The 25,248-nt window shown below is 52.1% G+C and carries 23 protein-coding genes; 16 read left to right on the top strand and 7 right to left on the bottom strand.

The genetic code is table 11. From position 1 onward, the window contains the following. Positions 1-54 precede the first annotated feature (54 nt). On the top strand, positions 55-1,446 hold the full coding sequence (locus QMZ30_RS00705) for a GntP family permease (RefSeq protein WP_283225941.1): 1,392 nt from the start codon (positions 55-57) through the stop codon (positions 1,444-1,446). A gap of 14 nt (positions 1,447-1,460) precedes the next feature. Continuing rightward, positions 1,461-2,231: a 3-hydroxybutyrate dehydrogenase gene (locus QMZ30_RS00700; RefSeq protein ID WP_283225940.1), complete on the top strand. Its 771-nt coding sequence runs from the start codon at positions 1,461-1,463 to the stop codon at positions 2,229-2,231. 7 nt (positions 2,232-2,238) lie between these two features. On the opposite strand, the gene QMZ30_RS00695 is transcribed toward QMZ30_RS00700, so the two are convergent. Further along, positions 2,239-2,910, bottom strand: coding sequence for a TetR/AcrR family transcriptional regulator (locus tag QMZ30_RS00695; protein ID WP_283225939.1), 672 nt, complete (start codon positions 2,908-2,910; stop codon positions 2,239-2,241). Positions 2,911-3,121: 211 nt separating this feature from the next. Here QMZ30_RS00695 and QMZ30_RS00690 point away from each other — a divergent pair, with 211 nt between their 5' ends. The 7 genes from QMZ30_RS00690 (at position 3,122) to QMZ30_RS00660 (ending at position 12,251) form a co-directional block, all read left to right on the top strand. Continuing rightward, positions 3,122-4,273 carry a Gfo/Idh/MocA family protein gene (locus QMZ30_RS00690; RefSeq protein WP_283225938.1) on the top strand — a complete coding sequence of 384 codons (1,152 nt, stop codon included), beginning with the start codon at positions 3,122-3,124 and terminating at the stop codon, positions 4,271-4,273. 10 nt (positions 4,274-4,283) lie between these two features. Continuing rightward, positions 4,284-5,117 (top strand): sugar phosphate isomerase/epimerase family protein, encoded by an 834-nt coding sequence (locus QMZ30_RS00685; RefSeq protein WP_283225937.1) that lies wholly within the window; start codon positions 4,284-4,286, stop codon positions 5,115-5,117. Positions 5,118-5,176: 59 nt separating this feature from the next. Beyond that, on the top strand, positions 5,177-6,418 hold the full coding sequence (locus QMZ30_RS00680; protein WP_283225936.1) for an MFS transporter: 1,242 nt from the start codon (positions 5,177-5,179) through the stop codon (positions 6,416-6,418). A gap of 16 nt (positions 6,419-6,434) precedes the next feature. Then, positions 6,435-7,604 (top strand): dihydrodipicolinate synthase family protein, encoded by a 1,170-nt coding sequence (locus QMZ30_RS00675; protein ID WP_283225935.1) that lies wholly within the window; start codon positions 6,435-6,437, stop codon positions 7,602-7,604. Between the two features lie 252 nt (positions 7,605-7,856). Continuing rightward, positions 7,857-9,311 carry an APC family permease gene (locus QMZ30_RS00670; protein ID WP_283225934.1) on the top strand — a complete coding sequence of 485 codons (1,455 nt, stop codon included), beginning with the start codon at positions 7,857-7,859 and terminating at the stop codon, positions 9,309-9,311. Between the two features lie 115 nt (positions 9,312-9,426). Continuing rightward, complete coding sequence (locus QMZ30_RS00665) at positions 9,427-10,752, top strand: APC family permease (protein ID WP_283225933.1); 1,326 nt, start codon at positions 9,427-9,429, stop codon at positions 10,750-10,752. A 74-nt stretch (positions 10,753-10,826) separates the two neighbouring features. Next, entirely contained in the window at positions 10,827-12,251 is a 1,425-nt protein-coding gene (locus tag QMZ30_RS00660; protein ID WP_283225932.1) for an NAD(P)/FAD-dependent oxidoreductase, read from the top strand. Positions 12,252-12,282: 31 nt separating this feature from the next. Here QMZ30_RS00660 and QMZ30_RS00655 read toward each other — a convergent pair whose 3' ends face one another. Then, the gene (locus QMZ30_RS00655) at positions 12,283-12,987 is read right to left on the bottom strand and encodes a cache domain-containing protein (RefSeq protein ID WP_283225931.1); all 705 of its coding nucleotides are present in this window, start codon (positions 12,985-12,987) and stop codon (positions 12,283-12,285) included. A gap of 10 nt (positions 12,988-12,997) precedes the next feature. Then, positions 12,998-13,726 carry a FadR/GntR family transcriptional regulator gene (locus QMZ30_RS00650; protein WP_283225930.1) on the bottom strand — a complete coding sequence of 243 codons (729 nt, stop codon included), beginning with the start codon at positions 13,724-13,726 and terminating at the stop codon, positions 12,998-13,000. Positions 13,727-14,007: 281 nt separating this feature from the next. Between QMZ30_RS00650 and QMZ30_RS00645 the strand changes: the two genes are divergently transcribed. The 4 genes from QMZ30_RS00645 (at position 14,008) to QMZ30_RS00630 (ending at position 19,091) form a co-directional block, all read left to right on the top strand. After that, positions 14,008-15,432 carry a gamma-aminobutyraldehyde dehydrogenase gene (locus QMZ30_RS00645; RefSeq protein ID WP_283225929.1) on the top strand — a complete coding sequence of 475 codons (1,425 nt, stop codon included), beginning with the start codon at positions 14,008-14,010 and terminating at the stop codon, positions 15,430-15,432. A gap of 12 nt (positions 15,433-15,444) precedes the next feature. Continuing rightward, positions 15,445-15,906 (top strand): ester cyclase, encoded by a 462-nt coding sequence (locus QMZ30_RS00640; RefSeq protein WP_283225928.1) that lies wholly within the window; start codon positions 15,445-15,447, stop codon positions 15,904-15,906. A gap of 72 nt (positions 15,907-15,978) precedes the next feature. Further along, on the top strand, positions 15,979-17,250 hold the full coding sequence (gene puuE / locus QMZ30_RS00635) for a 4-aminobutyrate transaminase (RefSeq protein WP_283225927.1): 1,272 nt from the start codon (positions 15,979-15,981) through the stop codon (positions 17,248-17,250). A 113-nt stretch (positions 17,251-17,363) separates the two neighbouring features. Then, complete coding sequence (locus tag QMZ30_RS00630) at positions 17,364-19,091, top strand: ATP-binding cassette domain-containing protein (RefSeq protein ID WP_283225926.1); 1,728 nt, start codon at positions 17,364-17,366, stop codon at positions 19,089-19,091. A 58-nt stretch (positions 19,092-19,149) separates the two neighbouring features. Here the strand turns inward: QMZ30_RS00630 and QMZ30_RS00625 are convergent, their stop codons facing one another. Both QMZ30_RS00625 and QMZ30_RS00620 read right to left on the bottom strand, forming a co-directional pair. After that, on the bottom strand, positions 19,150-20,040 hold the full coding sequence (locus tag QMZ30_RS00625; protein WP_283225925.1) for an oxidoreductase: 891 nt from the start codon (positions 20,038-20,040) through the stop codon (positions 19,150-19,152). Positions 20,041-20,126: 86 nt separating this feature from the next. Further along, entirely contained in the window at positions 20,127-20,876 is a 750-nt protein-coding gene (locus tag QMZ30_RS00620; RefSeq protein ID WP_283225924.1) for a DeoR/GlpR family DNA-binding transcription regulator, read from the bottom strand. Positions 20,877-20,958: 82 nt separating this feature from the next. On the opposite strand from QMZ30_RS00620, the gene QMZ30_RS00615 reads away from it, so the two are divergent. Beyond that, complete coding sequence (locus QMZ30_RS00615) at positions 20,959-21,549, top strand: NUDIX domain-containing protein (RefSeq protein WP_283225923.1); 591 nt, start codon at positions 20,959-20,961, stop codon at positions 21,547-21,549. Beyond that, positions 21,546-21,914: an NUDIX hydrolase gene (locus QMZ30_RS00610; protein WP_283225922.1), complete on the top strand. Its 369-nt coding sequence runs from the start codon at positions 21,546-21,548 to the stop codon at positions 21,912-21,914. Before QMZ30_RS00615 ends, QMZ30_RS00610 begins: the two co-directional genes overlap by 4 nt. Before the next feature lie 52 nt (positions 21,915-21,966). Here QMZ30_RS00610 and QMZ30_RS00605 read toward each other — a convergent pair whose 3' ends face one another. After that, positions 21,967-22,716 carry an SDR family oxidoreductase gene (locus tag QMZ30_RS00605; RefSeq protein WP_039333303.1) on the bottom strand — a complete coding sequence of 250 codons (750 nt, stop codon included), beginning with the start codon at positions 22,714-22,716 and terminating at the stop codon, positions 21,967-21,969. Positions 22,717-22,847: 131 nt separating this feature from the next. Here QMZ30_RS00605 and QMZ30_RS00600 point away from each other — a divergent pair, with 131 nt between their 5' ends. After that, positions 22,848-23,753 carry a LysR family transcriptional regulator gene (locus tag QMZ30_RS00600; protein ID WP_283225921.1) on the top strand — a complete coding sequence of 302 codons (906 nt, stop codon included), beginning with the start codon at positions 22,848-22,850 and terminating at the stop codon, positions 23,751-23,753. Between the two features lie 11 nt (positions 23,754-23,764). On the opposite strand, the gene QMZ30_RS00595 is transcribed toward QMZ30_RS00600, so the two are convergent. Beyond that, positions 23,765-24,961, bottom strand: coding sequence for an ABC transporter substrate-binding protein (locus tag QMZ30_RS00595; RefSeq protein WP_502921458.1), 1,197 nt, complete (start codon positions 24,959-24,961; stop codon positions 23,765-23,767). Positions 24,962-25,248 lie beyond the last annotated feature (287 nt).

Here is a 25,248-nt window from a genome sequence, read left to right as displayed (position 1 = left end):
GAGTGCGCATTTATGCGCATCAGGTAAACATCAATAAAATAATAAGGAAGCAACATGAGTGTCGTTATTGCCCTCGCTGCGCTCGGATTGCTGATGTTAGCTGCCTATCGCGGCTATAGCGTAATTTTATTCGCCCCGATCGCTGCGCTATTAGCAGTGCTGTTAACCGAACCGGCAGCCGTGGCGCCGGTGTTCAGCGGTTTGTTTATGGAGAAGATGGTGGGCTTTGTGAAGCTCTACTTCCCGGTCTTTTTGCTCGGGGCCATCTTTGGCAAGCTGATTGAACTGTCGGGTTTCTCGCGTTCCATCGTCACAGCAGCGATTGCAATCCTGGGGCGTCGTCACGCGATCCCGGTGATTGTGCTGGTGTGCGCACTACTGACCTACGGCGGTGTCTCGCTGTTTGTGGTGGCATTTGCGGTGTATCCGTTTGCCGCGGAACTGTTCCGTCAGAGCAATATCCCCAAACGGTTGATCCCGGCCACGGTAGCATTGGGTGCATTCTCCTTCACCATGGACGCACTGCCCGGCACGCCCCAAATTCAGAACATCATTCCCGGCAGTTTCTTTGGCACCAACGCCTGGGCGGCGCCATGGCTGGGGTTGATCGGCTCGCTGTTCATTATTGTCATTGGCCTGCTGTGGCTGGATCGTCAACGCCGCCGGGCACAGGCAAACAATGAACCTTACGGCATCAACTTAAAGAATGAGCCAGAAACGGCAGAAGATGTGCATTTACCGCACCCGCTGGTTGCTATTCTGCCGCTGATTCTGGTGGGCGTGCTGAATCTTCTCTTCACTTACTGGATCCCCTCATGGTACGGCGCGCAAAGCAGCGTGACTTTGCCCGGGAATCCCATTCCTATCGTGACAGATATTAAGAAAACCACCGCGATCTGGGCGGTGCAGGCGGCATTGTTGAGCGGCATTTTGGTGGTGCTGATCTTTGGCTGGCGCAACATTCGCGGGCGTCTGGCCGAAGGGAGCCGAACAGCCGTGGCGGGCGCGCTGCTGGCCGCGATGAACACCGCTTCCGAATATGGTTTTGGTGCGGTGATCGCCGCGCTGCCAGGATTTGTGGTGCTCTCCGGCGTGTTGCAAGTGATCCCCAATCCGCTACTGAATGAGGCGATCAGCATCACGGTTTTGGCCGGGATCACTGGTTCAGCATCGGGCGGCATGAGTATCGCGCTGGCTGCGATGGCCGAACACTTTGTGCAGGCGGCCCAGGCCACTGGCATCCCGATGGAAGTGCTGCATCGTGTCGCGGCGATGGCCAGCGGCGGGATGGATACGCTGCCGCACAACGGCGCAGTGATCACATTGTTAGCCATTACCGGGTTGAGCCACAAAGAGGCCTATGGCGGCATCTTCGCCATCACCATCATTAAAAGTCTGGCAGTGCTGTTTGTTATTGGGGTGTTTTACCTCACCGGCATTGTCTAAAGGAGGATAATTCGATGCAATTAACGGGAAAAGTCGCACTGGTGACTGGTTCAACCAGCGGTATTGGTTTGGGGATTGCCGAACAGTTGGCGCTGCAAGGTGCAACCGTGATCCTTAACGGGTTTGGTGATGTGGAGCAGGCCAAAGCGCTGATTGCCGCAACCGGCGCTCAAGTGGATTACCACGCTGCGGATATGTCCGATCCTGAGCAGATTGCGGCGATGATCGCGTGGGTAGAATCGCGTTATGGAGCGGTGGATATTTTGGTGAACAATGCCGGGATTCAATACACCGCACCGGTTGAGCGATTCCCGGTGGAAAAATGGGATGCGATCATTGCGATTAACTTGTCCTCGGTGTTCCACACCAGCCGTGCCGTGTTACCGGGTATGCAGGCGCGCGGATGGGGCCGCATCATTAATATTGCTTCGGTGCATGGCCTGGTGGCATCGAAAGAGAAAGCCGCTTATGTCGCGGCAAAACATGGTGTGGTGGGTTTGACGAAAGTGATTGCGCTGGAAAACGCCACATCGCCGATCACCTGCAATGCCATCTGTCCGGGCTGGGTGCTGACACCGCTGGTGCAGCAGCAAATTGATAAGCGCATTGCAGCAGGTGAAGAGCCTGAAGCGGCACGGCTCGCCTTGCTGTCAGAGAAACAGCCTGCTCAGGCATTTGTGACGCCGGAACAGCTCGGGGCGCTGGTGCTGTTCCTCTGTAGCGAAGGCGGTGCGCAGGTGCGCGGCGCCGCCTGGAATATGGACGGCGGCTGGCTGGCGCAGTAAGCCGAAGTCAGGGCCTTATCCACGCCGCAATACACTCTTTCATCACACGCAGGCGTTCATCCAATGCCGCTTTAGCACTGAGATCTTGCTGGTAGATGATGGAGAGGGTGGACTGGTTAATCAGGTAAAAGAAACCCAGCGCCGAGATATTGATGTTGAGTTGCATCACATCAATATCTTCACGAACGCAGCCTTCTGTTCGGCCACGCGCCAGCAGTTGTTGTGTGATGCTGCTCCAACTCTGGTTGATCTGCACGGTGATATCCGACTCTTTTAGATGACGCGCTTTGAGTTGATTTTCGCTGTTCAACAGGCGGATAAATTCGGGGTTCTTAAGATAGTACTGCCAGGTAAACTCCACCAGTTGCAAGATGGCCTGATCGGCAGGCAGATGATCAAGATTTAACGCCGCTTCCTGCTCACGAATATCTCGATAGGCTTCTTCAAGCACCCTGGTGAACAGGATATCTTTATTGGTGAAGTAGTAGTAAATCAGCTGTTTATTGGCGTGGGCGCGTTCGGCAATGCTGTCAACGCGAGCACCGTCAAATCCCTTCTCGGCGAACTCGGCGCGGGCGGCCATCAATATCCGCACCTGCTTATCCGTCACTTCATCAATATTGCTAGCCACGCGATCAACCAAAGCAGAATCCCCACACATCACTGTTTTTCTGAGCATTATAGTGCCTCTTTTTGCGCATAAAACAAGGGCGAAAGATTTTCAACTAACTAGTTGGTTATGTGAAACCGATCAAAGTCAGACTGATTTTTGGACTCTATAGTGAAGTCATCAACCAGTTAGTTGATTGATTATGAGTCAACGTGAGTTGAACGGTGAAAACAGATGTTGAGCGTGTTACTTCCATCACAAACTACTTTGAGGTGTATTCATGGCGCAGATTCCAGTAGGCATCATCATGCACGGCGTGACCGGGCGAATGGGCAAAAACCAGCATCTCATCCGTTCTATCGTGCAGATTCGTCAGCAGGGCGGAGTCGCGCTGGCAAATGGCGATCGCCTGATGCCAGACCCGATTCTCATTGGCCGTAATGCGGAAAAAATTGCGGCACTGGCGCGTGAGTATGGCATTGAGCGCTGGGGCACCAACATTGATGAGGCGCTTAACAATCCACATGACATCATCTTCTTTGATGCGGCCACCACCCAGGCGCGCCCGGCATTGCTGAAAAAAGCCATTAGCAAAGGCAAACATGTCTATTCGGAAAAACCCGTGGCGATGGGACTGGATGATGCGCTGGACTTGTACCATTTCGCGCGTGAAAAGGGCGTTTGTCACGGCGTGGTGCAAGACAAGCTCTGGCTTCCGGGATTGCAAAAACTGCGTCTGCTTAATGAGGCAGGCTTTTTTGGCCGCGTGTTGTCGGTGCGCGGTGAGTTTGGTTACTGGGTGTTTGAGGGCGACCAGCAACCCGCCCAACGTCCCTCCTGGAACTACCGCAGTGAAGACGGCGGCGGCATCATCCTCGATATGATCTGCCACTGGCGCTATGTCATCGACAATCTGTTTGGCGAGATCAAAAGCCTGAGCTGCATCGGTGCGACGCACATTCCGCAGCGCTGGGATGAACAGCAACAGCCCTACGTCGCCACTGCGGACGATGCGGTCTACGCCACATTCGAACTGCATAACGGCGCGATTGTGCAAATCAATAGCTCATGGTGTGTGCGGGTGCGCCGCGATGATTTGGTGACATTCCAGGTCGATGGGGTGAAAGGTTCGGCGGTGGCTGGGCTGAGCGACTGTTTCACTCAGGCGGGTGTTAATACGCCGAAACCGGTTTGGAACCCAGACATCCGTCAAACACACAACTTCTTCGATGACTGGGCAAGCGTGCCCGACACTCAAGTCTACGACAATGCATTCAAAGTGCAGTGGGAACTGTTCTTACGCCACGTTTGGGGAGAGGGCGAATACCGCTGGGACCTGCTGGAAGGTGCGAAAGGGCTGCAGTTGGTCGATCTGGCACTGAAAAGCTGGAAAGAGCGTCGCTGGGTTGATGTGCCATCGTTGGAACGCTGAGGAGAAGAAGATGAGCCAACCCGATCCGCAGCAACTGTCTTTGAACACCGCCACCGTCCGCCAACAGTGGGATTTACGCCAAATCATTGAAGGCTGCGCCCGCCATGAGATTCGCGGCATCTCACCGTGGCGTGACCAGGTCGCAAAGCTTGGACTGCGGGAAGCCGCCCGGCTTATTCGCCATCACAATCTTACTGTCAGTGGTTACTGTCGCGGCGGTATGTTCCCCGGCATCGATCTGCAGGCACGGCAGGCGACCTTGAGCGATAACCAGCGAGCCGTGGATGAAGCCCTGGAGTTGGGGGCGCAATGCCTGGTGCTGGTGGTGGGCGGATTACCGCCAGGCTCGCGGGATTTACCCGGTGCGCGACAACAAGTGCGCGATGGGCTGAGCGCACTGCTGGAGTATGCCCGTGCCGGAGGGATGCCGCTGGCCATTGAGCCGCTCCATCCGATGTATGCCGCCGATCGTGCCTGTATCAATACCCTTAAACAGGCCAACGATCTCTGCGACGAGTTGGGTGATGACGGCCTGGGCATTGCGGTTGATGTCTATCACACCTGGTGGGATGCGGAGTTTTATCAGGAAATCGCCCGCGCGGGCCAGAAGCGGCTGCTGGCATTCCATATTTGCGACTGGCTAAGCCCGACGCAGGACCTGCTCGAAGATCGCGGCATGATGGGCGATGGTGTGATTGATATTCGGGCGATGCGAGAGGCGGTGGAAGCGCAGGGCTATCGTGGGTTGCATGAAGTGGAGATTTTCTCCCGCCTCAACTGGTGGGTTCAGGATCCGGATGAGGTGCTCAAGACCTGCAAGGCTCGCCATCTGGCGCACGGTTAACCGTATCTGACAGAGCTGAAAAGCTGTTTTCGTCGGTCTAAGAGATTGTCGAGGAAAAGATGAATACAGATACCCGAAAAATGATTTTGGTCACCGTGCTGTGCGGCCTTGGCTACATGATGTACTCGGTGGACCGCATGACGGTGTCATCCGCGATTGGCTTAATCGCCGGTGATTTTGGTCTCGGTAAAGCAGAAAGCTGCATTCTGCTCTCCTCCTTCTTTTTTGGCTTCATCCTGTTTCTGTTTATCGCGGGCATTATTGCCGACAAGCTAAGTGGCAAGCCGGTGCTTATTCTCGGTCTGATGATGTTCTCCCTTGCCACGCTCCTGACGGGCGTGGCGGGAAGTTTTACCAGCCTGATCTTCTATCGCGTCATGACCGGTATCGGTGAAGGCATCTTCTGGCCCGCAGCCTCGCTGGAAGTCGCGAACGTCACCAGCGAGAAACAGCGCACCACCGTAATGTCGTTGTATTGGATGGGCTATCCAATTGGCGGCTTTCTCGGCACCTGGATGGGCGCCATGCTCGGCCCGATTTTTGGCTGGCGTGTGGTGTTTTATGTTGCGGGGGCGATGGGGATGGTAGTGGCTCTGCTCTATCTACTGTTGGTGAAGAATGACCGCAAGCCCGCTGCGCTCATCGCGCGTCAGGCTGCGGAGCGAGTGCCCCTGAAAACTTTGTTCCGTCATGCCCCGGTATTGCTGATGGCGGCCTTCTATTTCGTGCTGTTAGCGGGCTGGTGGATTGTGTTGCTGTGGGCACCCAGCTACCTGATGCAGGTGAAAAATCTGTCGATCGGCACCGCCGGAACTATCGCCAGCCTTCTCGGCATAACCGGTGCGCTGGGTGGATTTGTGCTCGGACGCTATTGCGATAAAGGCGATTTCAAACGTCGTCGCACCTTACTGATGAGCATCACCTTTGTCAGCGGGTTAGTGATGGCCGCAATGTCCTTCAATCTCTCCGTGCCGCTGGTCATTGTTCTGGTCTTGATGCTGGGTTTTCTCGGCTATCCCATCACCCCGATTGTGCTGTCACTGACCGCGGAGCTGGTTCCGCCATCGCTGCGCGGATCAGCCATTGGATTTGTCATGAATATGGGCATGGCTGCCGGCGGTATCTCGCCGATTGTCGCAGGCTACTACGCGCAGCACTACAGCTTGCAACCGGTGTGGCTGGCGGCGGCGTTGGTGATTGTTTGCAGCAGCGTGGTGTTGCTGGGTGTGCGGCGCATGCCTGTGACTACCGCAAAAAATGCACAGGACGCCATGCCGTCTGGGCATCTGGCTAAACATTGAAAGAAGGATGAGAACCATGACTGTCAGCCATAAAGTACGTTTACTGGATCGCCACGGGCAGCCTTACAGCTATGTTTTGCAGGGCGAACGCAGCTGGCACTTGCCTGCCAAACCGGCGTTTAACCGGCAGGTGTATGCGGCAGCACATGTGGTGGCCGATCCCCAACGCATGCAGAATCCGCACAGTGATATGGCGATTGACTGGGACGCCACGCTCGCCTATCGCCGTCACCTAATGTCGCTAGGATTGGGCATTGCCGAAGCGATGGATACTGCCCAGCGCGGCATGGGGCTTAACTGGGCCACCGGGCTGGAGCTGATCCAGCGTAGCGTGGAGCAGGCAAAAGCCTACCCGGGGACTTTGATCGCCAGTGGGGCAGGGACCGATCATCTGACTGATTTCACCGGGTTAACCTTGCAGGATGTCATTGCCGCCTATGAACAGCAGATAGCGGCGATTGAGGCCTGCGGCGGCCGCATCATTCTGATGGCCAGTCGTGCGCTGGCAGCGATTGCCACCGGGCCGGATGATTACATCAAAGTTTACGGCACCCTGCTGCGCCAGGTAAAAGAGCCGGTGATCTTGCACTGGCTGGGAGACATGTTTGACCCCGCGCTGCGCGGATATTGGGGGGGGAATAACCTCCATGCTGCGATGGAGGTGTGTCTTGCCGTGATACGAGAAAATGAGGCGAAGGTCGAGGGGATTAAAATCTCTTTGCTGGATAAAGATCGCGAAATCGAGATGCGTCGCCAGTTGCCTGCTTCGGTGAAAATGTACACCGGGGATGACTTCAACTATCCCGAACTGATCGCGGGGGATGAACAAGGCTATTCCCACGCGTTATTAGGCATTCTGGATGGCATTGCGCCGGCGGCAACCAGTGCGCTACATGCGCTAGCGCAGGGCGACCGGGCGACCTTTGACAAAATCCTGGCTCCAACTGTCCCGCTGGCACGCCATCTCTTTTCCGCTCCCACCCAATATTACAAAGCAGGGATTGTGTTCCTCGCATGGCTTAACGGTCATCAACAACACTTTACGCTGCTAGGTGGCATGCAAAGCGCTCGCAGCTTAACGCATTACTGTGAAGCCTTCCGTTTAGCTGACCAGGCCGGCTTACTGGAAAATGCTGACATCGCCTCGGAACGCATGTGGCTGCTGGCGAAACTGCACGGTATTTAAGCTGCGATACATTAGCTTCACGCGGGCGGTTTAGGGCCGCCCGCTCTCTTTCAATCACGCCTATTACCGCATTTTTTCTTACCTGATTTCAACTCACCTGCGCCATAAGAAACACCTATCATCAATAAAACACTTTCATAACAGCTACATATGGTGAATTTAACAAAACTGTGACATCGCACAATATACATATAACATATTATGTTTTATAAATACTGACATAACATTACAGTTAAGGTTCTGGAGGCGTTGATGAGCACTATTCCGTCAGGAAATACCCGCAACAGCGTTGGGCAAGAAGAGCGAAAGTTCAAGCGTTCGATCGGTTTGATGTCTAACTTCTCGCTAGGATTCACCTATTTATCACCCCTTACCGCCGTCTATTCTCTGTTTGCCTTAGCCATGACGCTGGCAGGCCCACCTTCTATTTGGTGGATTTTGATTGCTGCAGGCGGGCAATTGTTGGTGGCGATGGTGTTTGGTGAAGTCGCCTCACAATACCCGATCACCGGAGGGTTATATCCATGGTCGCGTATTCTCTGGGGCAAAAAATATGCCTGGATTGCCGCCTGGATCTATCTTTGGGCGCTGGTGGTCACCATTACCTCGATTGCCGAATACAGTTCAACCTTTGTTGCCTCGCTATTAGGCTATGAACAAACCGCGATTAACTTGTTGATGACCTCGGTTGTGCTGCTATTAATGATGATGGCGATTAACCTGTCGGGCACCAAAAACCTGGCGCGCGTGGCCCGTATTGGTTTTTGGTGTGAAATTGTCAGCGTTATTGCTCTGGGTATTTACCTCTTGCTGTTCCATCGGATGCAGCCGATCAGCGTGATTTTTGATTCAATGGGCGTGAATGCCAGCACTGGTTATACCTCCGCGTTTATGTCGGCATCCTTGTTAGGGCTGTTCATGTTCTTTGGTTTTGAAGCCTGTGGGAACGTGGCTGAAGAGGTGCAGAATGCCAGCCGTAAAATCCCGGTAGCGATGATTTTAAGTATCGTTTTTGGTGCGATCTCAGCGGTGATTTCTGTTCTGGGCTACCTGTTATCGTATCCAAATCTGCACGATATTGTGTCGGGAAAAATACAGAATCCTATCCCTGAAATTTTGAATAATGCTCTTGGCCCGATGGGTGAGAAGATCTTCATTGTGGTTGCGGTGATTGCCATGCTCTCCTGCATTCTGTCGCTGCAAGCCGCGTTGAGCCGTCTGCTGTTCTCTTTCTCGCGGGACAAAATGCTGCCAGGCAGCAGTTGGATGGCGAAGATTTCGAAGCACGATGTGCCAGATAACGCCATGATTGTCAGCTGTGCCTTGCCATTGTTGGTGTGTATCTGGGTTTACTATCAACCGGATAACCTCGCACGAATTACCGCTTTTGCGGTGGTGGGTATCTATATTTCCTTCCAGATGGTGGTACTGGCTGCTTTGCGTAAACGTCTGCAGGGTTGGAAACCTCAAGGCGAATGGAGCATTGGCCGTTGGGGCATCGGGGTGAATATCCTTGCACTGATTTATGGCTTATGCGGTATCTATTTGCTGGTGCAACCTGGTGAAGGCAGCTTTGTCGATAAATGGATTGTGTTGATTGGTCTGTTTATTGTTGTGGCATCGGGGGCGTTATATATGTTTATTGCGCGCCCTTACAGTCAACAAAGTCATGAACCGCATTACGATCTGAGCGCTATCAAAGAGTAATCACACTGGGTGAGGGAAATCTCACCCACATCTCCGCTTTGCAATACAGCTTACACTCCATCGCCGGTGCCATGGGAAGGGAGCGGCGTGTCTGAAATATTGAATGGGAATAACCATGAACCTGAATTCAAGAACCAAGACAAAGCTTTCCATCTGGCAAGTCATTATCATTGGCATCGCCTACATGACGCCAATGACGGTATTTGATACGTTCGGCATAGTGTCTAAATTAACCGAAGGGCGTGTGCCGCTGGCGTATTTACTTGCACTGGCAGCCGTATTGTTTACCGCCGTCAGTTACGGACGCATGGTGAAATTATATCCTTGCGCAGGTTCGGCTTATACCTACGCAAAAAATGTTTGCGGCAATAACATTGGTTTTCTGGTGGGTTGGTCATCCCTGTTGGATTATATCTTCCTGCCGATGATCAATTCATTATTAGCGGGTATCTACCTGCAAACACTGCTGCCTGAAATTCCACCGTGGTTATCCATTCTGGCTTTCACCACGCTGATTACCTATATCAACTGCTGCAACATTAAAATTCTGGCAAACGTCAATTTCCTGTTTGTCGGCATGCCGGTGATTTTAATGGGGGTGTTTGTTTACCTGGTGGTGCACGATTTAAGTAGTGCTTATGGCAGCGGACGCGTGTTGACAGTGACACCGTTGTTCAACGGGAATGCCAGCATTCTGCCTCTCATTAGCGGTGCAGCCGTCCTGTGTTTCTCATTTTTAGGCTTTGATGCAGTCACCACGCTGTCGGATGAGACTGACAAGCCAGAAAGCGTCATTCCTAAAGCGGTGTTTTATACCGCACTGTGCGGTGGTGCTATTTTCTTCCTCGCCGCATGGTTTATCCAACTCTATTATCCCGATAACGCCATGTTTAAAAATCCCATGGAAGCGATGCCAGAGATTGTTTTATACGTTGGCGGTCATTTATTCCAGACACTCTTCCTGATGGGAATATTATTAAACACGGTTGCGTCAGCCTTGGCTTCACACGCCAGCGCTGCACGGTTGCTGCATATCATGGGTAAGAACAATCCAGTGACAGCACCGGTGTTGGGATATATTCACCCGAAAACCCGCAATCCGCTCTATTGCGTATTGTTAACCGGTTTTATTTCGCTCAGTTCGATATTCTTTGATCTCGATACGGCCGTCTCTTTAATTAGCTTTGGCGCGCTGGTGGCATTCAGTGCTGTGAATCTTTCCGTTATCGTGAAGTTTGCCTTTATGGATAAGCAAGTCACCGGATTCAATGACCTGTTTAATAATGTATTGCTGCCGCTGTGTGGATTGGCATGCGTTGCGATGATGTGGGTCAATCTTGATCATGATGCCTTTCTGTTGGGATCGATTTGGGCGGTATTAGGGATTAGCTGGATTGTTTACTGCAGCATTACCCAACGTGAAGTGATGATTTCTGAGTAGTGAATGAAGTGAAACTCACAGTGAACTGACCTGTGGTGTGATTAACTGGCCGAGAATAACCCATGAACAGACAGATGGATTTAATTAAACCGGAATTAATGCGTGATGCGAAATTTACCCGACCGAGTCAAACCGCCATCAATGGTGACTGGAACTGGGTGAGACAGTGTGATGAAACAGAGAATATCGATCCGGGAAATCCGGCCAATTACTACGAGTCGACGCTTGCGCCATGGATGCATTTTTCTCCGTTAGGGGGAGAGAAAGTGTGTGAATTCGTAGTCATTGGCGGCGGACTTCTTGGGGCATCCACTGCGTTGCATTTGGCTGAAGCGGGCATTGAAACCGTGCTTCTGGAGAAGAATGCGATTGGTTCTGGCGCGTCAGGGCGAAACGGAGGACAACTCACTCCCGGGCTGGCGCGTTGGGAAGCTGAATCGATGCTGGATAACCTCAGTACGGACGAAGCGCGACGTTTATGGCATTTCACCTCGACCGAAGCGATGTCGCTGATTGATGATATTGCCAGCCGATACCATCTCGACCTCGACCGCCAGCGCGGCCATATCACGGCTGCGGTGCACCCTGGCCATATGAATGCGCTGGTGCAGGCTGCCGATGCGCGCCGTTTTCTGGGAGACAACCATGTCGCCGTGTTAGGAGGATACGAGCTGCAAGAACACATCAGATCGGAAGCCTACTACGGCGGAGTTTTGGACGATCTTGGCGGCCAGATTCATTCACTGGCGCTCAATCGTGGCCTTATTTACGGCTTTGTGATGAATGGCGGACAGGTTCACGAGCAAAGTGAAGTGATCCGTATTGAGGAGTTCGGCGGTGTTACCCATGTCCATACGGCAACAGGGATGATCACTGCCACCAAGGGCGTGGTGATTGCGGTTCATGACGCCACGCATACCTTACTTAATGAAAACAACGCCACCACCATACCGTTTTACACCTACGTTGGCGTGACATCGCCGGTGGCTGGCGGCACGAGAACCTTGCTCCCGACAGGCAAGCCCGTCTATGACACGCAGTTGCAAATCGATTATTACCGCCCGGTTCGCAATGAGCGTTTGCTGTTTGGCGGGCAAGGCACCGGCATGCGCTGGGATGATACTCGCACGGTGGATTACCTCACCTCGCGGTTACGCGCTGTGTTTCCTGAACATGAAGAACTGCAGCTTGATTTTGCCTGGAGCGGCACCACGGATTTAACGCTAAACGGCGCAACCGACTGCCGCAAAGGCGGGAAGAACGGCAAAATTTACTCCGTGCATGGCTGGAGTGGGCATGGTATTGCGCAAACGGTGCGTATTGGCAAAGCGATTCGTGATGATATCGTCAAGGCCAACAGTGACTTCTCGATGTTAACTGCGATTAAACACACACCGCTGATGATTGGACGAAAACTGGCGCCAGTGGCCATTCCTCTGGCGAAAACGTTACTCGGCATCACCGCCAAACTGGCACCGGGAAAAATGATTTCGTTTTAATCGTGACCCTGCCGCATCATGCGGCAGGTATTTACAGGAAAGTGATTTTGCAGAAATTGTTTTGCGTAGTTTGATAGGTCGCATCAATATTGACCAATGAACCGGTCCGATATTTAAGATGGCTTGAGAATATCACCCGATTATCATTATTAGTAATGATCACTTTACTGCTGGTCTGTTTAATCATCGGCAATAACGCTTCTTCAATGCGGCTCACTAATATATCTACTGCTGCTACGCCAACCATATTTCCGTCAATCAGTACAGGCGACGCCGCTGTAATGGTATACGCAGAGGTACAGACATAATCGACATAAGGTCCGTGTAAATAAACGTCTTCGGCCTCTGGCGTATTTTTAAACCATTCAAAAGTACTGAAATCTAACCGTTGCTGTGTGGCCTGATCGAGGTCTAAACAAGATTGCTGGTTGCTCTTGGGGTTTTTAAACCACCATTCCAGAAACCAGTAAGGTTGCGCGAGGTTTTCGGTTGCCAGATGGCTGGCAAACCCCGCTCCTGAACAGTATTGGCTCTCCAGCAAAATCTTTTCAATCGCGGGATAAAGGCTTTTACGCAGGCTACTTTCGCGCTGCTTGTCAGAGGCAATACCGGCGACAGGAATCGCGGCTAAAGTATGGTTAATACTGGCCGAGAGATCTTTAGTCGACATGGTGACCGCGGCGAACAGATCTTCTAAGGTATTAACGATTCGCGTGTGGTGACTGACTTCGCTCACGGTTTTCTCCTCACATCATCTCTTTAAAGCTTATTTTATATTCGATCAATCTTGAGGTTAATTCGGTAATCAATTCACTCGCCAGATTAACCGCAGCCAGTTCATCATGCCCAAGAAAGGCGGTCAATAACTTGCGATAAATATCGACGGAGGTGTGATGAGCAGCATCTGATTTATATAAAAGTGTGACCAGTGATGCCCACTCAGATTGAATAATCAGTTCCTGACTGGCAATTCTGGCCGATTGTGAGTTGGCCGCAATCGTTAACAGACAACGCATATCCGCCTGACTGCGCATTTCTGCCGTAGTGGCCTGTTCCAGCGTGTCAACGAACTGGGTCAGGGTAGTGATATCGTTGGCGGTCATGCGGGTTGCAGCCAGTTTCGCCGCATGGCAGAAAATCGCACTGTGCCATTCCCCTAAATCAGACAGATATTCAGTGCTGATCATATTGAACGGGTGCTGTGATGAAGCCTGTTTATCAATGCTGTTGGCGACGAAACTGCCGCCATTGCGCCCGCGTACCGTATACACCAGGCCATTAGCGCGCAACGTATTCAGCGCTTCGCGAATTGTGATGTGTGAAACGCCCATCATACGGGCTAAATCCGCTTCATTAGGCAGTTGCTCATTCGCTTCAAGTAATCCTGAAACGATGGCATTCGCCAGTCGCTGCACGATCTGATCGGAACGGCTGGACTGCCCAATAGGGGAGAAAATCACTGCATGAGTAATCATATTCCTCGTGATTTCTTATTTGTGTCGGGAAGGGAGGTTGCACATTCATAACATAAAACATCCACATTGGAAACAATGAGTTGCCTTATCCCATTACAATCCAGCATGGCAAAAATTTGTGTAATCAGTCGCTTAATTAAACAGTTGGATAAACAGGCTTTTGCTGAGAATTTGCATGCCAAATATGCGAGTGCAATCAAATTAATGTGAAACAAACGTTGCCTGAATTGTGATCATAATGATAAAACCTATTATGTTATATGATTAAAGGAGCCTGTCGCATGCATAAGATAAAACACTTTATCAATGGAGCCTTCGTTGAAGGTTCTGGCAGTGAGACTTTTGAACTGGTTAGCCCGGTGAGTGGTGAAGTTTATGCACTTTCACCACTGGCCAATCAAGATGACGTCAACGCGGCTTATGCTGCAGCCAAAGCCGCTTTTAAAATCTGGAAACAGAGCACACCGAGTGAACGCCAGCGTGCATTGTTGCACCTGGCGGACGCGATTGAACAACACTGCGATCGCATCGTCGATATCCAGAGTGAAGAAACGGGACAGCTAAAGCACTTCATTCGTCAGGAAGAGATTGCGGCATCCTGTGATGCGATTCGTTTCTTTGCAGGCGCTGCGCGCTGTCAGGAAGGAAAAGCTTCTGGGGAATACCTGGCGGGATTTAACTCCACCATTCGCCGTGAGCCACTGGGGATTGTTGGTCAGGTCACACCGTGGAACTACCCGTTCATGATGGCGGTGTGGAAGATCGCCCCAGCGCTGGCAGCGGGTAACACCGTAGTGCTGAAACCCAGTGATACCACGCCGCTCAGTACGCTCTTGCTCGCTGAGTTGGCTGCCCCCTTTTTCCCAGCAGGGGCGATCAATGTGGTGCTGGGTAAAGCGGCGACCGGTTCACTGGTGGTGTCGCACGGCGATGCTTCGCTGGTATCCATCACCGGTTCTGTTCGTGCCGGAATGCAAGTGGCGGCATCCGCTGCGGCCAATCTGACCAAAGCGCACCTTGAGTTGGGCGGTAAAGCCCCGGTTATCGTGTTTGGTGATGCCGATATCGACAAAGCGGTGAAAACCATCTGCGCAGCAGGCTTCTTTAATGCCGGGCAGGATTGCACCGCCGCCACACGAATTTTGGTTGAAGAGCGTCTCTATCCCGTGTTCCTCGATAAACTCGTGAGCGAAGCGCGCAGCATCCGTTTTGGTCAGCCGGAGGATCAAGACGCCTTCTATGGTGCGCTGAATAGTCAAAACCAGCTGGAGCAGGTGAAAGGCTTTATCGCTCGTCTGCCTGCACACGCGCGTATTGAAACTGGGGGGAAAGCGGGTAGTGGTCCTGGCTTCTATTTTGAACCCACCATTATCTCGGGTCTGCAACAGAACGATGAAGCCATCCAACACGAGGTATTTGGGCCGGTGATGACCATCCAGACCTTTGCCTCCGAGTCCGAAGCGCTGTCGATGGCGAACGATGTGGAATACGGTTTGGCCGCCAGCATCTGGACGCGAGACCACCGCCGCGCACAGCGATTCAGCAGCGCACTGGACTTCGGCACCGTATGGATCAACAACCACATTCCACTGTGTGCCGAAATGCCGCATGGTGGCTTTAAAAAATCCGGCTATGGCAAAGATCTGTCTGCGTATTCGTTAGAAGAGTACACGCGCATTAAACACGTAATGAGTGACTTAACGTAAAAGCGAGTATTAATGATGAAAAAAATAGTAATGGTTGCGGCGTTATTGGTTTCTTCGAGCTGTTTCGCCAGTGAAACACCGCTGGAAGTGGTGCAGCATTATATGGGCGCCTGGAATCAGCATAATGCCCATAAAGCCGGGACGTATCTGGCAAAAGATGTGACCTATTATGATGCGGCAGTGGGCACACCCGTAAAAGGAAACAGTGACGCTGAAAAGAATGTCATCAAAGCCTTTATTGATGGCGTGCCGGATTTGAAATGGCAGATGGTCGGAAAGCCGGTATATAACCACGACATTGTCGCCTTCGAGTGGGTTTTCTCAGGCGTCAACAGCGGTGAGTGGGCGGGTAGCCCAGCGACCAATAAACCGATTAAATTCCACGGTGTTTCATATATCAAAGTTAAAGACGGCAAAATCGCCTATCAGGGTGATTATTACGACTCAAAGAAACTCGATGAGCAATTAAAATAATTTCCTGTGATGTCTTCAATGCCTTAATAGATATGGCAGGCATCGTATCGTATTAACAGAAGGTTTTTATTCATGAAAAACTCTGATTTTAATCAGCGTCGGCTGCAAGCGACGCCACGTGGTGTGGGCGTCATGTGTGATTTTTATGCGCAACAGGCAGACAATGCCACTTTAACCGACGTTGAAGGCGCGGAATATATCGATTTTGCCGCCGGTATTGCGGTGTTAAATACCGGGCATCGCCATGCCAAAGTGGTCGAAGCAATTGAAAAACAGTTGGCGCACTTCACGCACACGGCCTATCAAATCGTGCCTTATGAAAGTTATGTCGGCTTGGCAGAAAAAATTAACGAGTTGACGCCGATTCAAGAGGAAACCAAAACGGCATTCTTTACCACCGGCGCGGAAGCGGTGGAGAACGCCATCAAAATTGCCCGCTGCCATACGGGAAGGCCGGGGGTCATTGCCTTCGGTGGTGCTTTCCATGGCCGTACTTACATGACGATGGCGCTGACCGGCAAAGTGAAACCCTACAAAACCGGCTTTGGTCCTTTCCCTGGCTCTGTTTTCCATGCTGCTTACCCCTCAGATGCACGCGGTATTAGCGTTCAGGAGAGTATCCGGTCGCTGGAATCGCTGTTCCAGTGCGATATCGATCCACAACAGGTGGCGGCGATTATCTTTGAACCAGTGCAAGGTGAGGGCGGATTTAATGTCGCTCCCGCCGAATTCGTGAGTGCGCTGCGCGCTATCTGCGATCAGCACGGTATCGTACTGATTGCGGATGAAGTGCAAAGTGGTTTTGCCCGCACTGGCAAAATGTTTGCCATGCAGCACTACGTGCATCAGGCCGATCTGATGACGATGGCAAAAAGCCTGGCGGGGGGGATGCCACTCTCGGCAGTGGCGGGTAAAGCGGCGATCATGGACAGCCCCTTGCCGGGCGGCTTGGGCGGTACCTATGCGGGCAATCCTCTTTCTATCGCTGCCGCCCACGCGGTAATTGATGTGATCAACGAAGAACAGCTGTGTGAACGCGCGGTGCATCTGGGGGGCAAACTGCGCGCCGTACTGGAAGAGGCGCAAGAAGTGTGTCCAGCACTGGCTTATGTGCGTGGGGTCGGTTCCATGATGGCCGCAGAGTTCAGCGATCCTGCCAGCGGCAAACCTTCTGCCGCAGCGGCGCAGGCCGTGCAGAAACACGCGTTGGCGCAGGGTCTGCTGCTGTTAACTTGTGGTCAACATGGCAACATTATCCGCTTCCTCTATCCACTGACCATTCCTGAAGCGCAGTTCGATAAGGCCTTGGCTATCGTGAAAAACGCACTAGAGAGCGTCTCTTAACAAGCGGCAGGAGAGGTTAAAGGAAAAATTGATCACTGACTGCAAATAAATCTCATTATCATCTATCATGCTATGGGGTTTGTTTGATTCATCTGCAATCAGGGAGGCAGTCAGTGATTTTGGCAATCCGCTATGTATTCTTATCCTGTCCGTTACGTATTTCTTTATTAATCGCGCTTATTGTCCTGCAAGGTTTAATACCGGCACTGAATATTTTCATGACGGGACAAATTATCAATAGCCTGCAAGCACCTGACACCAGTAACAGCGATTTGATGATCACCATCGGCATATGGTGTCTTTCGCTATTGGGAATGCAACTGATGCAGCCACTGGTGAATTTGCTACAGGGTGACGTGACGGAAATCGCCACTAGCCACTTCAGCGGCAGCATTATGCAACGAATGAACAGTTCATTTTCACTCAGCTTGTTTGACAACAAAGAACGTTATGAACAACTGGAGTTGTTAAAGAAAGAGGCCGGATATCGCCCGATCAATTTTATCATCTGCCTGATATATGCTTTCAGAGCATTGATTATGTCTGGGAGTTTACTGGCAGTGCTCATTAAATATTCGGGGTTAGGGGCGGCGATATGTGCGGTATCAGTGATACCACTTATCGTCATCAATTTACGCATCGAAAGGAAATACTGGGAGAATCTTATCCATAACTCCAAGGATTCCATCCTTATGCGCTACGTCTATGGGCTGAGTATGGATAAAGGTTATCTTCAGGAAATCAGGCTTTATGGGCTGGGGAAATATCTGCTGGAAAAGTTTAACCTTGCGGCAAAGCGCATGTTTCAACGCATGCATGCGCAACGTCTTCGGGCGTTATTGTTACCGATTCCCGCCACTGTTTTAAGCCTGCTGCTGCTATTCCTGGGCGTCTATCTGTTTCTTAATACATTACGGAGCAGTCACCTGGCCGTCAGCGGATTGGTCATGGTTTTTCAGTCTATTGTCATGATGAAGTCTCATCTCGATGAGATCGCCAACTATGGTGCGAATCTGAAAAGCACCAGTTCTTTCTTTGCCAGTTACCACTCATTTATGACGGATGAAATTGAGCCGGTGCGCAACGGTGAAAAGAGATTGCCTGACCATCAGCCTTTTGCGATTGACGTAGCGGGCCTGCGTTTTCAATATCAGGGACGTAGCACACATGCCTTGAATCATGTCAATCTCACCATCAATGCTGGCGAGAAAGTGGCGATTTTAGGCGATAACGGCAGCGGCAAAACCACCCTAATTAAGCTGCTGTTACGCATGTATGCGGCGGAAGAAGGAAAAATATCGGTGTCCGGCGTTGATCTTGAGCAGTTGGATATCGAATATTATCGCCAACAAATTGCCACGGTGTTTCAGGAATATGGCAAATATGAGTTCCTGGTGGGTGAGAATATTGCGTTAAATCATTATGAAGCTGAAACGGAACAGCTTGAAGCGCTGATCAAACGAGTAAAATTTCCCTACAGCCTGCAAACCAAATTGGGAAAACAGTTTGGTGGTGATGAACTCTCTATTGGACAATGGCAAAAGCTGGCGATTGCCCGTGCGCTGTTCAGAAACGCCAATCTGTTTATCTTCGATGAATTTTCATCATCATTGGATCCAGAAACCGAACATCGCCTGTTTAATGAAATATTAGCCTTAAATACCACGGTGATTGCGGTTACCCATCGGCTCGGCAACATTAAAGCGTTTGACCGTATTGTGGTGATGGCTGACGGTGCAGTTATTGAAAATGGTGACTTTACGACCCTCATCAATCAACGCGGAAAATTTTATGATATGTGGCACGCCCAGTTTAAATCGGTAATCGGCGAGGCGGTCTGATGAAAAGGAGCGTCCCCGATTTTGGGAAATCGAGGACGCTGCTGCTAAGCGCGGGCCGTTAACCTGGCCCCTCACTCCCGGCAGCCAGTAAAGGCACCACCACATCACTGATCGGCGTGGCGATACCGTGTTTTTTACCGCGACGTTGTACCACGCCGTTGCGGATATCCCATTCTAACGGGCGATTTGCCTGGCGATCGGCAAGGATTGAGGTGCTCAAATCCGCGGGCGCGCGGTGAAAGCCAGCCATAATTTCCTGTAGTACGTTATCACTTAAGTTTGCACCTTCAGCTCGCGCCACGTTCAGACACTCGTGCAGATACGCCAGCCCCAGCTCGGTAATCGTTTCGCGTTGGAACATGCCTGCACGACGATTGGCGAGCACCATCAAACCCGCCACGGCGTTTTGCAGCAGTTTGCGCCAGGCGATGGAGAGGAAATCCGCTTCCAGTTCAACCGTGCAACGGCTATCACGCAAGGCTTGTACCACCCGCTGCGCTGCGGGCACATCTGGCAAGGTCAAACGCGGTTTGGCGCGCAACCACACCGAAGCATCGGGTTCACGCTGAGCAGGGAACCACACGACGGAAGGAAGTACTGTCGCACCATTGACCCAGGGGGAGAGCTGCTCTACTTGCTCGACACCGTTTTGTAACGCACAGACCACGCTGTTTTCATCACACAATGTCGCCAGCCAAGGCGCGGTTTCCGCCACCTGCGTGGTTTTCACCGCGACAAACACCAGGTCAAAGGGTTTAGCCATTTCAGCAGGGTTGCTCAATACCGGGCCGGGTATCACAATTTCCCCGTCGTCATGGCGTAGCACCAATTGGGGATGTGCCGTGCGGCCACAAAGTTGCGGCGTCCGATGCACTTCATGCAGGGCGGCGGCAACGGTAGTGCCGATGGCGCCCGGCCCGACCAAGGCGATGGTTGGAAACTCAGACATGCGTGTATTCTCCTGTTAATCCTGTACTGGCCGTCAGGTCAGCGTGAATCTGACTATTGAATCATGGCATTGTTACTCATTGATGTTCACAACAACGTAATCTGTTTCTGTTGTAACACCTGCCGCAGGGCGGCATCAGGTTCCCCATCAACAATCAGCGTACTGGCGAGAGACAGATCGCCAATCGCAAAAGCCGATGCGGAATTGAGTTTTTCCTTTGACACCATGACCACCGTTTCTGCGGCACGGGCGGCCAGCGCACGTTTTATGCCCGCCTCTTCGTAGTTGCCGGTGGTTAATCCGGCGGTTTTATGTACCCCCGTCACGCCCATGAAGAATAGATCGGCATTAATGCGTGCGATGCCCTCTAACACGGCTGAACCCACGGCTACCACGGAGTGACGATAAAGCTGCCCGCCAATCATGATCACTTCAACCTGTGGAAAATCCACTAACGCGACGGCGATGCTGGGACTGTGCGTCACCACGGTGAACGCCAACGCTTTCGGCAACAGTTGCACCATTTCTGCTGTGGTGGTTCCGCCATCAATTATCACCACCTGGCCGGGCTGAATCAGTTGTACCGCTTTTTGCGCAATCAAGCGTTTAGAACTTATTTGCACGTTTTTGCGTGTTTCAAAGGGGGCGATGGCGGCAGAAACCGGCAGTGCGCCGCCGTGTACCCGCTGCAGTAAACCGTCGGTTGCTAACTCGCGCAGGTCGCGCCGAATGGAGTCTTCAGAGACGTTAAAACGCTGGCTTAACTCGCTGGACATCACCTGTTGTTCCTCGGCAAGAAGGGCGAGGATCTGCTGTTTACGTTGACTCGAGAGCATGTTTTTAATCTTCGTGTTTTCGCTTGTATTTGCACGATTATGCATGTTAGCGTTTGTTTTGTCATCAGCGGGAGGGCAAAACATGCAGCAGAAAGTGCGGAATATTCGTGAGCAGTTGTTATCCGACAACTGGTACACGTTAAAGAAATACACCTTTGAATTACAGCGTGCCGATGGTAGCTGGCAACAACAAAACCGTGAAGCTTACGATCGCGGCAATGGCGCGGTGATCCTGCTCTACAACCGCCACAAGCAAACTGTGGTGCTGACGCGGCAATTTCGTTTTCCCATTTTTATCAATGGCCATCATGGCTTTTTGATTGAAGCGGCGGCGGGGTTACTGGATAACGCATCGCCGGAAGAAAGGATTATTGCCGAAGCGCAAGAGGAAACCGGCTATACCATCACGAAAATAGAGAAAGTGATGGAAGCCTACATGAGCCCAGGATCGGTTACGGAAAAACTTTATTTCTTTATCGCTGAATATGCAGATGAAGACCGGCAAGGCACCGGCGGCGGGGTGATAGAAGAGGGGGAAGACATCGAAGTGTTGGAGTGGACGCTCTCGCAGGCGCTGGCGGCGATTCGCAGCGGGGAAATCATGGATGCCAAAACCATCATGCTGCTACAGCATCTGGCGTTAAACGTGCAATTTGAGGAGAACAAGCAATGATGATTTTGATTGCAGGCCCGGTTCGCAGTGGTACGCAGGGTGATATGGCGTTGATTCAACACAATATGCAGAAGCTTGATCAGATGGCTCTGCAAGTTTATGAGAAAGGCCACACGCCAGTGATAGGTGAATGGCTGGCGATGCCGCTTGCCAGTGCAGCGGGTTCGCAACAGATTGGCGATGAAATCAGTGAGGCTTTTCTTTATCCGGTGGCTCACCGGTTGATTCACTGCTGCGATGCCATCCTTCGCATGCCAGGCGAGTCCAGGGGGGCGGATAATGATGTGCGTATTGGCCACGCTTTGGGACTGAGTATTTATACCCACCTGGATGAGATTCCGCATCTTAATCTGGCAGGTCATTAATTTGCTCTGCCAAATGAAAAGGGGAGCGGCAGGTGCCGCTCCCTCGCTATTGTCAGACCTGCGCCATCCCGCCATCGACAAACAATTCTGTGGCATTGATGAAGCTGGAGGCATCTGAAGCCAGGAAGGTGACCACGTTACCAATCTCACCCGGCTCACCCAGGCGACCCAACGGCACCTGTGCTGCAAGCGCATCGAACAACCCCTGGCGCTGATCTTCCGGGACTAAATCACCCAAGCCAGGAGTACGTACCGGGCCAGGGCTCACCACGTTAACGCGAATGCCGCGATCCTTCACATCCAACGCCCATGAGCGGGCAAAGTTGCGCACGGCGGCCTTGCTGGCACTGTAGACGCTGAACCCTGCGGTGCCCTGTATGGATGTGGTCGAGGCGGTCAGAATCACTGAGGCTTTATCACTCAGCAGCGGTAGCGCTTTCTGCACGGTGAACAGCACGCCGCGCACGTTGGTGCCGAAGATGCGGTCGAAGTGCTCTTCAGTTATCGCGCCGAGGGGCAACATATCGCCGCCACCGGCGTTAGCGAACAGAATGTCGAGTCGGCCCGCCTGTTTTGCAATCTGCGCATAGACCGCGTCAAGGTCACTGAGTAATGAGGCGTCGGCGCGAATGCCGGTTGCCTGTACGCCAATGCTGGCAACTGCTGCATCCAGTTCAGTCTGACGACGTCCAGTAATAAATACCTGAGCGCCTGCGGCGGCGAGCGCTTGTGCTGAAGCCAGACCAATACCGCTGGTGCCGCCAGTAACCAATGCAATTTTACCTTTCAATGATGCGTTCATGTTGTGCTCTCCAATGATTGATTAATGTGTGATGACTGCGTTGCAGTGCATGGGAGGCAATGTAACGCTGCGGCGTTTAGCGATAAATGGTGTAAAATCGAAATGACTATTTCTGTGGGTGGATAATCAAGATGGATCAGTTGTTGGCGATACGGGCTTTTGCCCGCGTGGTGGAAGCCGGGAATTTTACCCGTGCGGCAGATTCACTGGATATGCCAAACGCGACCTTGAGTAAACTGGTGCAAGAGCTGGAAACACATCTCGGTATTCGCCTGTTACAGCGCACCACACGACGCGTCACGGTGACGCCAGAGGGGCGCGACTATTATGAAAAAGCGATGCGCATCGTGCGGGACTTGGAGGATATCGACAGTGCCTGTAACGCCGAGAGCGGCACACCACGTGGCTACTTACGCATCGACGTCGGCGGCTCGACCGCCCGCGATGTCCTGATCCCGCTGCTGCCCGATTTTGTCGCGCGTTATCCTGAGATTCGCCTTGATCTGGGCGTGTCCGATCGCGCGGTGGATTTGATCAGTGACAGTGTGGATTGCGTGATTCGCGGCGGTCCATTAAGTGATTCTTCGCTGGTGGCGCGTCATCTGGGGAATGCCGAGATGATCACCTGTGCCGCCGCCCGCTATCTGAAAACCTACGGTATTCCGGCTTACCCACAGGAGTTAAAAAACGGTCACCGGTTAGTGAGCTATCAATCTTCCCAAACTGGCCGGGCGTTTCCTTTTCGCTTTGCGCAGGGCAGCGAAACGATCGAGATTAAAACCGAACATCGCATCGGCATTAACGAGAGTAACGCGCATCTGGCGGCGGCTGTGGCAGGATTGGGCATTATCCAGACCTTTCGCTACGCCGCCGCGCAGGATCTCAAATCCGGCGTGTTGGTGGAAATCCTCGCCGACTGGCGTCCCGCACGTTACCCGTTCCATGTGGTCTATCCACAAAACCGCCACCTGACACAGCGTTTGCGCCTGTTTATCGAGTGGCTGCGCGAGGTGTTTCCATCACGGCTCAACGGATAGCAGGCGTATAGCTAGGGATTTACCGGCGCGTTTATCGTTGCAAAGTACGTCCCGCTGTAAGGAATCGACAGATAATCATGGAAGATTTGCTGCAAGGTTTTCTCTGGATTCACGTCGGCAAACAGCTGCGGATAGAGTGTTTTGGCCATAAATTCTGTCGCGGCAATATGCCATGGGCTGAGATAGAAATTCATCCAAATCACCGCGGAATGACCATTATGCAAAGCTTTTAATTCACGCAAACCGTTCTGCTGGGAGGTCAACTGCGTGAAACTGCTCTGCACGGCTTCTGGAGCCACTTCGGGGCCGAGTTTCAGTAGACCCTGAGTCGTGTTGTTAGCAAAGCCGGTGGCAAAGTAGTAGTCAGGCTGGGCGGCAATCACCTGCTCTTCACTCAAGCGACCAAACACGCCATGCTGCGTTTTACTGGCGATGTTATCTCCGCCAGCGGCATTCAATAGTTCGCCGAGGCTCCCGTTCACCGCGGTGACACAACACTCATTACGACGACCTAAGTGCAACTGCAACAGCACCGACGGTTTCACACCCTGATAACTGGCAAGCCGCTCCTGAATCACCTGCATGTGCGCCGTGTAGAACTGGTTGAAGGCTTGCGCGCGCGCTTGTTGATTGAGCACTTCACCGAAAATCTCGACGCTGCGGCGCGTATTTTTCAGCAGGTGCACGCGGAGATCGATCTTCACCACCGGGATATGCGCAGCTTTTAGCATCGCGACCAGACGCAGATCGGCATCGTCGTAGCGCGCGAGGCTGGGTAAGATCACCACGTCAGGCTGGAGCGCCAGAACCTGTTCCGGGTTAATCGCTGATGGGCCGCCGGGGCCGAGCGAAGGGATCTTGAGCATCTGCGGGAACTGGCGAGCGAAGCTATTCCACGTTTGGCTGTCATATTTCTTCAGATCCTGTGGCCACGCCACAATGTGCTGAAACGGATTTCCCGGTTCCAGCAGCGCCAGGGTGTAAAGCATGCGGCTTTCCCCCAGCACAATGCGCTGAGGGCGATCGGGAATCTCGACCTGATTACCGTCAATATCGGTGACGGTCTTAGCCAATGCGGCACTGCTTAGCACCAATAAAAAGCAAGCCAGTACAAAAAACAGGGGGCCGAGCAGGGAAGGTGCGTGCCGGCTACTGCTATTTAAAGGGAGGTTGTCTTTATTGAAGAGATTACCGGGGTTCAAATTCATCTGAGATTTTTCACCAAAAACGTGAGCATTCCGAGCGAATGCCATGATCAGTTGCACCTGCGCCATCGCATTGCCAGTCACGACGTGCTAAAACACGGTTATTAATGTTATTGATAATCATTCAAACATGAAAGTCTGTAGTAGTAAATCAATAAAATAAGTTAGATGCTACAGTGGAAAAACGCGGGTAAAAGAGTACTAATCAACAACTAATTTCGCGATTATAGTAAGATAAAACAGTTAATTACTTTTGTGTGGTGTGTATTAAAATGCGTTAATTTTACAGT

The organism is Pantoea sp. EA-12 (assembly GCF_030053355.1).
Lineage (GTDB): Bacteria > Pseudomonadota > Gammaproteobacteria > Enterobacterales > Enterobacteriaceae > Pantoea > Pantoea vagans_C.
The sequence above is the reverse complement of the archived record's forward strand: the minus strand, read 5'-3'. Positions and strand labels throughout refer to the sequence as shown.